The following is a 12,683-nucleotide window of genomic DNA, read 5'->3' on the forward strand; positions in this document are numbered from 1 at the left end:
GTAGTCTACCGTGAGCCAACCAATGTGAGATAAATATACATCATCTACTTGAGAATAGTTATCATTCCCAATAGAGTAACTTCTATAACTGTTCAGTCGGTTGTACCCACGCTTGGGTACTTCGCAAATTGATCAACTATAGAATGGATAACGCTATATGAAACTGGCGAAAATGCGTGTAGCCGTGGGCGCTATTATCAGCTCCATGCTACTATCAATGCTCGCTCTACCAGCGCATGCACTTGGTAACGGAATTGTGCTTGCAGATGGCCATACCGATGCCTTTTATATTGATTCCGAGGGCGGACAACTCTCCGTTCAGGTCAATCATGGACTTAATAATGAAAAATACGATCCGAACAATGTCCAATTCAGCATTTCTCCAGAAACATACGGAGACTATTCGGAAGAAATGCCTTATCTAAGCCGCGGAACAACCGGCTACTACACAAATAATTTGGAAGCCACAACCTATTTCGAACCAGGCTGGTCTGCTCCCGGATATCAAAATAACGGCTTTAAATCTGTACGTATCGATTTCTCGGCTGTGCAAGGCCCTGGAGCAGTTGCAATTCTCGGCAATAGCTTATCCGAAGATACGCCGCTAGGAGCTTTTCTCATTCCAACCAATAAATTAGCTACGCTTAAGGACTTCATCACCAAACTAGAAGATCCACAAACTGCTAAAGCAACTCGGGAAAACTATGCTATCCAAGGCATTCCTGGTGGTACACACTATCTCGATGCCGGCGTTACGCTACCAATTTTCGGCCACCAACATGCACATTGGTTCTTTACCGCAGCCGGCGAATATCAGATAACAGGAAAAGCTGTCGGTGAAAAGCTTGATGGAAGCTTCGTAGAGTCCGAGCCGTTTACGTCCACATTTGTGATTAACAAATTCTATAAAGATGGTGCACTTGCCGACGATTCCGATCCGGTGAGCGAGGATGCTGAAAGCGATCAAAGTGCAACATCTAGCGAAGATGACGAAGACGACGCTACTGCAGTAGATGAAGAAGATGACGATAGCGACGACGTCGACGCCGACGATGATGAAGATGAAGACGACGATGCTGATATCGAAGACACTCAATCACCATCAACCCCGCAATCGTCAGACAGTGGAATCCTCACCGCTCCAATTACTCTGGATACTGGACATACCGATGGTTTCTTCGTCCTGACAAAGGGCGACAAACCACGTCTCGTAGTGCGCGAAAATGCTACGTCTTTTGAAGGAACATTACGCACCCCAGAAAGCGTTACCTTCCATCTAGAAAAGCGATTCTACGAAAAAATCGGCACTATGAATGACACATTTGCCGAAGGCGCCGGTTATCACACGAACCGAAAACTACGTGGATTGAATCCATTTTCCCCTGGTTGGTCAGTTGATAATTTCGCAAGTCACGGCTACAGCGATGTCGCCGTGAAATTCCTTTCGGTTAAAGGTCCTGGACAGCTTATCCTCAGTGGCACCCCTAAGATTGACTCATCCTTAAATCCAGTTCTTAGTACCAATAGTCCATACCTGACTGCCGGTGCGAAATTACCAATTACCGGTCACACGCATGGCCTATGGATTTTCACCGCCCCAGGCGATTATTACTACACTGCGCAAGTTGTTGCCACAAAAACAACTGGCGAAACTATCACCTCAGATCCAGTGAGATACCATTGGGTTATTGATCCTAACGATGAAGATCCGCAAAATAATAACAACCCAATCGATTCAACAATTTCACATGACGAAGAGATAGCGGATACAGAAGATGCCGAGGACTCTTACGAGGATGCTGATATTACAATTACTTCACCGAAGAATGCGGTTCAGCCTGGCCAGACATTGACTGTTAAGGGTAGTAATTTACCGCCATCGAAAAAAGTTTCTTTCGTCATTAGTTCCTTCGGTAAAACTAAGACAACAGCCGTTGTTTCCGGCCTTTCGACAGATCAAAAAGGAAATATTACGGCAAAGGTCACCCTACCGAATAATCTTCAACCTGGTCGTTACCTCCTCGGCATCACGTTAGAAGGTCAAGACAGCCAACTTGATAATGAACAATTTACTGTAGTTGCTAAAGACACCACCCCGATACTTCCGGGACAAGATCTCAAGCCAGGCGGTACAGACCAACCTGCTGCGCCTGCTCCAAATGCGTCGCTTAACAATATCGTCAATAGCCACGAAAAAGTTATTCTAGACCATGGACACCTGGACTTGTTCACAGTTATTCAACGCGATGGACAATTACATCTTGTTACCAAGGATGACTCCACTAATGAAGAAATCATTAGAGATCCGGCAGACATCCAATTGCGGGTGCGTAACAATGCTTTAACAAGCATGCCCGATAAACTCGATAACTCAATTCCAAAATACGGATACTATCTTGATGCAAGCGGCTCTAGTCAACAAGAACTACTCTTTCCTGGGTGGGACACATACCGTGTCGCACCAACATTTGAGTCAACCGATATCATCATTAAGAAGGTAACGGGACCAGGCAAGGTCTACCTATTTAACTACAAGCGAATGGGGGGCGTTGAGCCAGCCTTCACATCAGAGAAGTATCTGATGGAAGATGGCTCCACTATCCGTCAAGACCAGCCAAGTCACGTACACACTAACTGGCTCTTTACCCAACCAGGTCTCTACACGATGGAAGTTCAAGCTAAGGCCACTCCTGTATCAGGGGGCGCACCCGTTCTTTCTAACGTGGCAACTTTCCGGTGGATGGTAGGAGACACTGCAGTGCTTCCTCAAGATGACAATAGTTCCTCAAGTGATGTCCCCAGTAAGCCAACACCGCAGGAACAAGGCCCACGAGTGATACTAGCCTCAGGTAAATTCACTGCTACCGAAAATGAGAAGATCACAATCCAAGCTACCGGCATAGTTCCTGGCACCAAGGTAGACTTCTACCTGCACTCAACTCCGCAATTACTAGCAGGCGATGTTCTTGTTGATATGCACGGTGTTGCACAAGCTAGCGTAACCACACCAAAACTTGCCGGATTGCACACCATTGTTGCTACCGCTAAAGACGGCCGCTCGCTCGCTGTCATGCCATTCGAAATCACGCCTGAGTATCCTCAAGGAGTTATTCCTGATGCTGGCGCTCTCAAACCTCTTGATAAAGAAAACCCGAACAAAAAGCGGATTGAAATTAGTAACGGCCACATCGATTTGTTTACCGTCTTAGCACATAACGGCAATATTTCGATTAAGGCTAAAGACGACTCGCATGGGAAGGTAACCCATCACGATCCAGCTGATGTGTACTGGCGAGTAAGTGACAAGGCACTGACCGATATTCCTCAATCTATGCCTCAAGAAATCTCTCGTCGCGGCTACTACCTCGATCAGTCTGGCAACAATCAAGGCACGATCCTCTTCCCTGGTTGGGACACTAACGGCGTCAAACCAGCTTTCGGTACAACCGACATTATCTTCACCAAGGTTAAGGGACCAAAAGACGGCAAAGTCTTCTTGTTCTCCAACGGTCGTACTGGTGGTGTTGTGCCAACACTGACCAGCCAGCATTACGAATTAACCGATGGTGCCATGATTCGCCAAGAAAAACCAGCACATGTTCACACTAATTGGTTATTCTCTGCCCCTGGCATCTATGAAATGGAAGTCAAGGCAGTTGCTACCCCAGTTAATGGTGGTGCAAAAGTCGAATCGCAACCAGTAACATACACCTGGCTAGTCGGCGATAAAACTCTCGCGCCAGGCCAAAATAACGCAAAAGATCAGCAAGATCCCCCTGCTGACCAGAATAATCATTCTTCAGCTGATACTGATACTTCTGGGACCAACGGATCTGATGCCGGAAATACGAATGATAGCGCCGCCTCCGGCACAGGTACCAGCACGGCAACTGCTGATCCACACCAAGACGTCCCTGTCGCAAAGTGTTTCCCGAAGCAACAAGGCGGTAACGGAAAAGACACGATCATCCCACAAATCAAGGATGATCGTAGTGCCCCGGGTAAGTGGATTGACCCATCCTCTGCAGCCTTTGCTATTGGAGCAGCTGGAAAAGCTACAACTAACCAAGCTATTGGTTCAATACCTTCAGGCACACCCGTGTGGATGATTTCTGCAACTCAAACAGCAAATGTTCCATGGGTTGGGGCAAATACTCAAAACCCAAGTTTCCTTGACAAGACGAAGGGCTCAGCGACCTTCACACTAAGCTCGTTCTCTGGCCCGGGAAAGATGGAAGTGTACACATCGGGTAATTTTGGTCAAGTTGTTGGCCAAAAATGGTTTACCGGTAGCGGATCGTCTGCCTCTGGTTCAGTTTCGCTTAAACCAAACAGCCATGTGCACCCTAACTGGGTATTTGATAAACCAGGCACCTACAAGGTGGGTATTACTATGAGTGCTCAGGGCAAGGATGGCAAAGAAATGTCCGGCACCACTACTCTGACATTCAACGTCGGTTCTGGTTCTGGTATCACTGATGGCCACTTCGATCTTGGCCCTACTGTAGGCGCTGCAGGTTCTAAGACCGTATGGCTCGATGCGAATGGTAATCCTTGTACCCCAGATGCTACTGATTTAGCAGCAGCTGGTCTGGCAACTACTGGTGTTGAAGGAACTATGCCATTTTCGCTCATTTCTCTCGTCCTTATGCTTAGCGGAATTAGTGCACTTGTTTACCGGCGCAAGCACTACTTACGTTAATCGCAGGTACTAGATATGGTTGTGGCCCAGAAGATTCTGGGGCCACAACCATATCTATTAGTCGCAATTAGAGATTGCTCATGACAAATTGTTGATCTTCCATTGTTGCAGCACGCCAAGTCAAACCTTCACCATGCTTCCCCACCCAACGGCGAACCATTGGGCACATGGCAACAATTGTTTTACCTTCTGCTGAAGTTTCATGGAGGGCAACATCCACTAGCGTCCCAGCTAACCCACGGCCTTCAAGTTCCGGACGAACCTCAGTATGGAAGAAGATTCGTTCATCACCGTTATCAATGTATTGAGTAAATCCGGCGACATCAGATTCTTCATAGCGGATTGCGTAGAGACTGTTTCCAGCTACTACTTCGACTGGCTTTCCAGTTTTATCGGTACGTTGTTGGTTCATTGTTTTTCCTTCCACAGGGAACTAACTGGGTTAAATTCGTTGTTCTGGACGAGCGACCGGGGCAGGGTTATGACGCGGTCGTATTTTTACATCAGGCAATACTGGAGCCGGAATTCGAGATAATCCTTGCGGATCATGCCCAACGTACCCATATGTTTTACCAAATCGGTCACTTTCGTTTTCCCATGCTTGACGCATCTCATCTAGTTCAACTGAATCTCGAGCCAAAAAATTCCACCACATAATGATCTGCTCGTTAAATGGCTCGCCACCGATCAACAACAAACGGCCAGCATTTTCCCCACTATTTCGAATTCGTAGCTGTTTCAGCCCAATTCCGGTATATGCTAACTCAGTTCGAGCTACTTTTGTCCCCTCGACGTCGATATTGCCGCTGTCTACTAAAACTCCGTGCTCGAATTTTGGATCTAGATTTAGCGTCACCACTGAACGTGGTTCCACAATTACCTCAGCTCCCACCAACGGGGTAAACGTCGGTACTGGTGACGACGAACCAGCAAGAGAACCTACGAAAACTCTGACCTGCCCACCATCGACGAAGATCACCGGCGGTACGTAATGGTCAAAACGACGTGGACCATGCCGGGCCGAGTCAGGCAATGCAACCCATAGTTGAACACCATGAAGGACAGTGGTGTCTTGAGTAGATACTTCAGAATGACAAATACCATGACCTGCCGTCATAAAATTTGCATGCCCTGGCCGCACAACTGCGTGGTTATCCCCTGAATCATGGTGGGTGATATTTCCTTCGAATAACCATGACACTGTTTGTAAACCAGCATGGGGATGCGGGGCCACATCCATTCCACCAGTTTGAGCTACGTCATCAGGACCATAATGATCCACGAAACACCATGCTCCAATAAGCGAGCGTTGCCGCTGCGGCAATGTTCGATAGACGGTCATTGCCCGGAGCCCGCCGAGTGGCACTTCGCGAGCAGTAATAATCTCTACCGGGGCACCGTCAGTGCCCAGCTCTTGAGCTTTGTTCGAAACAACGGATGGCTCATTTAACATATGTGACATACCGTCATTGTGTCATGTTTAAGTCATCTTGCGTTATACGTTCAGTATCAGCGAACGTCCAAAGATATTCGATAGTGACGATGCAGTGCTCTCCGATACTAAAACTTCGTGAGGACCAGACCACTAGCGTGCCAATTTCTGTTTCGACGTGGACAGTGTAGTGCGAACGGGAAAACACACAGTCAATAACTTGACCCACATTTCCTAAAATCGTTTGATCTGGGTTTGGCAAAAGAGTAATTTTCGACGGCGGTATCGCTACTTTGATTTCCGGAGACGAAGCAATAGATAGGTGTGGAGCAATAATACGGGCTTGGGCTGGAGAGATAACATTTGGTACGCCCATTAATCGTGCAACAGTAGAATTTGCCGGACGTAAAAAGAGATGTTCGGGCGTATCATCTTGAATAATTCTTCCATCCGCTAACACAATAATACGATCCGCCACCAGACAAGCATCATTTATATCATGAGTTACATATAGAACCGATAAATCTAAACGATGGACTTGGCTGAGTAACTCATGGTGAATATCGTTACGAATGGCAGACTCGATATGCGCTAATGGTTCATCTAACAGAAGCACTCGAGGACGGCGCACCAAGGTGCGTGCTAACGCAACCCGTTGGGCTTGTCCCCCAGATAGCGTAGTAGGATGCCGGTCAGCTAGCCCAGATATATTTAGCGATGTCATCACAATATTTGCTAAATCATGACGTTGTTTACTGCTCTGGCGACTATCGTCTAAACCAAACTCGATATTATCTCGAACAGACATATCAAACAGCGTTGGACGCTCCACCATTATCGCAGTTGGTCGATGCGGCACTGGTTGCATTGTAATATCTTCGTCGTCAACAAAAATATTGCCACTCGTAGTAGCAATAAACCCTGCGATAGCATGAAGTAAGGTAGTTTTTCCAGAACCAGATGGACCTACGATTGCAACAACATGCGAATCAGGAACCGTAAAAGACGCATCCTTAACTATGTTGTCAACGTTAAGGTCACGAATAGTTAAACTCATCTGGAACCTTTCAACTCATAATATCGTGCGCTAATCAATGCCATGCTTCCCGCGATAATAATTAATGCGGCCAATCCACCAGTAAGCAGTGAGGTAGCAAAAACTTCGCCAACGTCTCCACGCTCTGCTAAATTCACTAAATTTGTTGATGATACGAGCAAATACGCTGGTTGGACAAAAGCCAATGTTGCTGTTTGAGTGAGCGTCAGTCCGAAAACGATAGCGACAAGAGCAACAAAACGTCCTTTCATTTGCCACAACACTAAAAAGAGAACACGCAAGCGATTGGCTCCTATATCGCGAGCCGTACGGGCCACGATCGCCATCCGGTTCATCATCATCACCGCAAAGAAATATGCTAATGGAATCGCTAAGGTCAGGTAAGCGATTATCACTGCAATCGTCCCACCACCAATAGAATAACTACCAACCAATGCCGGGAAAATCGCGTAACCAGCTACTTCCACATTGTTTCGCAACATTAAGGTTAATAATAAACCGACACCTATTGGAGCGCCGAGTAACAAAAAAGCCATAAAAGCACGTAGCCACCGAGTGTATGCCCATTCATGAATGGCCAAGGAAACACCGATTATGACAGCAACGGCGGTGACTGCAAAACCGATCCATAGTTTCATGGCAATGCGTGCTTGAAAATCATCTGGGAGGGCAGAAAAATCGGCATAGGTAGCCATAATGATAACAACATAAAGAACTATGCTAAGCCACAAGACCTCAACGCATAACAGGTAGCGACGTTGCTTTACGAAGAAACGATGTAAAAACTCTATTGCACGCGAGTTATCACCCGCCAACATTTGTCGGATTGATATCTTTGCCCTGTGTTCATCCCGGTAAGCTAAGAAATACCAGGTAGTTATTGCTCCTATCGCTCCGATGATCACACACCACGCAAGCATGGTATAAGTTTGACGATCTGAACTCACCGAGCTGAGCACCATATTAATAAACAGGTGATCTCGACCACCATAGACAGCTCCTGCCGAATTATCGGAGACTAGCCATAATGATATTCCGACAATGCTGACGGCCACTCCTGCTTGTATCCGCGGAAAGTACAGTTTGTGTATGATCCGCCCGGGACTAGATCCCATATCTGCTGCACTCATTATTTTTTCCGCCGTCAAATCAGCAGTGAAAACCAGGCATGTAAGAAAGGCAATTGGGGTGGCGCATAGGGCAAACGTCAAGATAATAATAAGCCCACCATAGGGGTCAATATTTACTGGGTGAACAGTTAACGCCGTCGCGATCGCAACCGAGGGTACTAATATCGGGGCGCATGCGCTAAGGAGAATAGCTAGCCGATAGCGAGCGCTGATACGGTAAAGTATCGCAAAACTTGCCCCGAAAATAGCGGCTAATGTTGCTCCTACCACTGCCAAGCTAAGAGATCGTGCTAATGGCCCCCGCACCCCATATGGATACATAACTTCATGGGCAAAGCGATCCACCATGGTCTGCCGAGTATCTGCCATTACGTGAATATCAGTTGCGTATAGCGCAACATCAAGCTGTGCTAAGCGCGAGGCAAGATTGTTGTCCAATGCAAGAGATACTGGGTTTTGCCCCTCCACTTGGGCCAGAAGCTTTTGCCCGCGTTCTGAAATTGTGTAACGCAAAAAGTCTTGTCCGGCCGCCTGCCGACCATGAGCTAACACCGCACCAGCACCAATTTCGTAGCCAGTACCATCGAGAGGAATAATGAGTTGCGGCGCATTTGCATCATCACTATCGGCTGGGCAGTAGGCTTCAAAGGTAACCGCAGCATCGACAATTCCGCGCCGGACTAACTGCGCCGGTGCGGTACCCGATGCGGTATACGTTGTTGTTGCTCGATGAAGATTGGCGTAAAAGGTATCGGATACTTGACGCTCATGAAGTACGCTGAGCATTGTTACTGCAGTACCGGAAGAAAATGGTAAAGGCAATGCTAATCGTCCGGAATAATGCGCTAAATCTGCCCAAGTATATGGCGTAGGTGCGTCAGGGGCAACACAAAAAGCTAATACCCCACCGTAGGTTCCAATCCATGTCGAAGTTAGCATTGTTGATGGAATTGTGTCGGTGTCAAGATGATGCGCAGTGAGCAAACCTGCTCGTTCAGCGAGGACATATGCCTCTGCCGGACCGCCAATCCACACATCAAACTCAGATTTCTGAGGTTGTAATTGAAGGTGAGCAAGTGCTTCAGATGTTGGCATTCGAACCATTTGGGCACTCTTGTGACTTTGTGCAGTGTAATCGTCGACGAGGGCCTGGCAAGCTGGTTCATTATTCGAGCACAACACCATAACGTCAGGATTGAAGTTATACGTTGAGCTAACTCCAATAAAACTTAATAGAAATACGACGATGACCCCGATTATTCGCGGTATCATCGTGCGCATCCATAGTGATTTCATACTCTTTAGTATATGAAAACTGGAAGCTTGCTCGTTGAGTAAGCTCCCAGTTTCATGTGTGCTAGAAATAGGTAGATCAGTTAGCTGTAGTGCGTGCGTTATGCTCATCCATCAGTCGACGTTCGTCTTTGCCAACGATCCACATAAGAATCAGGGACAAGACAACAACGATGAGGAGCACAGCGTAGGTGATATTCCAGCCAAAGTAGTGGATGAGAAGACCAACACCAGATGAGGCCAAGGTTGCACCTAATAGGTAACCAAACAAACCAGTGAAGCCGGCAGCTGTACCAGCCACATTACGTGGGGAAAGATCGATAGCTTGCAAACCAATCAGCATAACTGGCCCGTAGATCAAACCGCCGATAACACCGATAAGGACATAGAAGATCCAGAGCGGAGCAGTGTTTGGAATCAGCCAGTACAACGCAATTGCAACACCCACGCCAGCTAAGAATAGTAAGCCAGCACCAGAACGCCATCCCTTGAATACTTTGTCAGAAACCCAGCCGCACAAGACGGTACCGATGATACCGGCGCCTTCATAAATTGCGAAGCCGATAATACCTTCTTTAATGTTAGCGCCGTGAATTTCTTCGGTTAGATAAACTGGAATCCAGTTCAAAACGCCGTAACGCAGGGTATAGACGAAGACGTTGGTCACTGCAAGGAGAACGATAACTCGATTGGTCAAAACGTGCTTGAAGAGCATGTCCTTCCATGAAAGACCTTCTGTATCGTGAATCTCTACCTTGGCTGGGTCATCACGGTACTCTTCGATTGTAGGCAGACCAACAGCTTCTGGCCGATCATGAATGAGGACCAACGAAATTGCCGCAACTACTAATGCAACAATCGCTGGAGCCCAGAATGCTGGAGTCCAGTCAGCTTCGGATGTTGCAAAGTTGCCTAGTGCCCATGCAGCGATAAGACCAACACCTGCACCGCCGACGTTGTGCGCACAGTTCCAAATCGAGGTCTTCCAACCGCGCTCATTGGTTGAGAACCAGTGGACTAATACGCGACCTGATGGTGGCCATCCCATTCCTTGGAACCAGCCGTTGAGGAACATAACGATCGCAAATAGACCGACAGATGCTGATAGAACTGGAACAAATGCAATCAAAAGATTAGTAATGGCTGATAATGCCAAACCAAGTGGTAAAAAGTAGCGAGCATTTGCGCGATCAGAAAGCATCGCCATAAAGAACTTTGATAAACCATAGGCAAAAAGTACCGCGTTTGCCACAATACCGATACCGATGGTGTTCATCAGATCGTGTTCTTTGAGAATGGCCGCAACGAGCGAAACATTGTTGCGAATCAAATAGAAACCAGCATAACCGACGAAAATGCCGGTGAATACTTCTAGTCGCATACGGCGGTAGACCGAATCAACTTTTTCTGCTGGGAGCGGTTGGGCTTTTGGCGGTGCCGATAGGAAACCGAGCGGCCGCGACTGCTTGGACATGGATGACCTCCGAGGATCGTCATTGATAACTCTGATTTATCCATGGTAAAGAGACGGAGGTAACAGTGATGGCGGTTTAAGTAACACTTGGTAACATGGCGTTACTTAATTACTGAGCTAAAGAATAACCTAATCCGCGATGACTTCGAATCAGCGTCGGATCTACACCAGCATTTTCCATATGCTTACGCAGGCGATAAATGGTTGTTTTCACCATTTCTCGCCCACCAGTACCCGCCCGCTGGCCCCCACACGGCAGTAATTAATTCTCGAGTGGGAACAATATCGTTGGCGCGTTTAGCTAAGGTAGCCAAGATAGCCATTTCCACCTGACTTTCTGTCACTAGCACACCGTCATACCAAGCGCGTCCTCCGCGCCGATCGATACGCACTGGACCAAAAATTTGATGATTTTCTTCTCGTTCAGGCGCTAACCGCCGCACAATAGCTTGGGCACGTAAAGCCAATTCACGCGGACTGAACGGCTTTGTCACATAATCATCTGCCCCGGCTTCCAATCCAGCTATCCGGTCCGACTCTTGCCCCAGAGCAGTCAATAAAATAACTGGTGTTTCAATTCCCAAAGCACGCATACGTCTCGTAATATCTATTCCAGAACCTCGCGGCATCAACACATCTAGTACTACTAAATCGTAGTGATTATGTTGCAAAAGCTCCCATGCACGTGCCGGCGTAGTTGCGCTTTCACATTCGAATTCTTGAGTTTCAAGTGCAAAAGTAACGATCGAGACCATCTGCGCTTCATCATCAACAACAAGAGCTCGTGGTTTCATCATTCTCCTTTCGCTACTGCTGGTAAAACTACATGTATGGCCGTGCCATGCTGAGATAACGAGTCTACCAAGATTGTCCCACCATGAGCATGAACAATATGTTGTGCCACCATCATGCCAATACCCGTTCCCGGACGCCGGGAAGAACCGGTGCGAAATGCTTCAAACATATGCTCTTGATCTTCTGAAGAGATCCCTTCACCATCATCGGAAACAATGAGGAGCGCACCGCCACCTTCCGCATTGCGTACACGTACAGTGACTGTTGCCTCTGGCCCAGCATGCCGAGTAGCATTATTGACCAAATTCCACACCAGCTGGCGAATCAAGCCCGGATCGGCACAAATAGGGAGTAATCCACCAGCAGCATCAACATGTATTGGAACATTTGTGATACGTCGCATGTGGCGGGCAGTATCAGCTACAACTGCCCGTACATCAACGTGTTCTCGAGCAATGGGCGTAGCTGAATTTAAGCGGGCATCGATAAGGAAGTTTTCCGAAATATTGATAACTTGCGTTGTGTTTTCGGTAATTGTTGTTACAAAAGTACGCTGCTGGTCAGTTAGCGGCCCAGCTAGTCCTTCAGCTAAGAGTTCTGCTGCGCCATTGATAAGTGCTAACGGAGTGCGAATTTCATGCGAAATGATGGCTGGACGCTCATGCCGGGTAGCAAGTTGATGACGTAGATTATTATTATCGCGCTGAAGTCGCACAATGTGCAGGTACTGATACACCATCACCGCCATCGCCACAACCAATGCCAAACCGAGACAAATCAGCAACCAGATACCGCTCATA

The 12,683-nt window shown here is 47.4% G+C and carries 9 protein-coding genes; 1 reads left to right on the forward strand and 8 read right to left on the reverse strand.

Features of this window, described 5'->3' with window-relative positions; translation table 11 throughout:
* Positions 1-157 precede the first annotated feature (157 nt).
* On the forward strand, positions 158-4,702 hold the full coding sequence (locus HC352_RS05785) for a TIGR03773 family transporter-associated surface protein (RefSeq protein ID WP_168917996.1): 4,545 nt from the start codon (positions 158-160) through the stop codon (positions 4,700-4,702).
* 67 nt (positions 4,703-4,769) lie between these two features.
* On the opposite strand, the gene HC352_RS05790 is transcribed toward HC352_RS05785, so the two are convergent.
* From HC352_RS05790 to HC352_RS05820, 8 genes are all read right to left on the reverse strand, one after another.
* Complete coding sequence (locus tag HC352_RS05790; protein WP_168917997.1) at positions 4,770-5,114, reverse strand: GNAT family N-acetyltransferase; 345 nt, start codon at positions 5,112-5,114, stop codon at positions 4,770-4,772.
* Between the two features lie 30 nt (positions 5,115-5,144).
* Complete coding sequence (locus tag HC352_RS05795; RefSeq protein ID WP_168917998.1) at positions 5,145-6,164, reverse strand: pirin family protein; 1,020 nt, start codon at positions 6,162-6,164, stop codon at positions 5,145-5,147.
* 4 nt (positions 6,165-6,168) lie between these two features.
* Positions 6,169-7,191 carry an ABC transporter ATP-binding protein gene (locus HC352_RS05800; protein ID WP_168917999.1) on the reverse strand — a complete coding sequence of 341 codons (1,023 nt, stop codon included), beginning with the start codon at positions 7,189-7,191 and terminating at the stop codon, positions 6,169-6,171.
* The gene (locus tag HC352_RS05805; protein ID WP_168918000.1) at positions 7,188-9,602 is read right to left on the reverse strand and encodes a substrate-binding domain-containing protein; all 2,415 of its coding nucleotides are present in this window, start codon (positions 9,600-9,602) and stop codon (positions 7,188-7,190) included. The genes HC352_RS05800 and HC352_RS05805 overlap by 4 nt, the downstream gene beginning before the upstream one ends.
* Positions 9,603-9,693: 91 nt before the next feature.
* On the reverse strand, positions 9,694-11,088 hold the full coding sequence (locus HC352_RS05810) for an MFS transporter (RefSeq protein ID WP_168918001.1): 1,395 nt from the start codon (positions 11,086-11,088) through the stop codon (positions 9,694-9,696).
* 109 nt (positions 11,089-11,197) lie between these two features.
* Complete coding sequence (locus HC352_RS09250; RefSeq protein ID WP_369801228.1) at positions 11,198-11,305, reverse strand: winged helix-turn-helix domain-containing protein; 108 nt, start codon at positions 11,303-11,305, stop codon at positions 11,198-11,200.
* On the reverse strand, positions 11,274-11,885 hold the full coding sequence (locus HC352_RS05815; protein ID WP_247645169.1) for a response regulator transcription factor: 612 nt from the start codon (positions 11,883-11,885) through the stop codon (positions 11,274-11,276). The genes HC352_RS09250 and HC352_RS05815 overlap by 32 nt, the downstream gene beginning before the upstream one ends.
* Complete coding sequence (locus HC352_RS05820) at positions 11,882-12,682, reverse strand: sensor histidine kinase (RefSeq protein WP_168918002.1); 801 nt, start codon at positions 12,680-12,682, stop codon at positions 11,882-11,884. The genes HC352_RS05815 and HC352_RS05820 overlap by 4 nt, the downstream gene beginning before the upstream one ends.
* Position 12,683: the final 1 nt, after the last annotated feature.

The organism is Arcanobacterium buesumense (assembly GCF_012563545.1).
Taxonomy (GTDB): domain Bacteria; phylum Actinomycetota; class Actinomycetes; order Actinomycetales; family Actinomycetaceae; genus Arcanobacterium; species Arcanobacterium buesumense.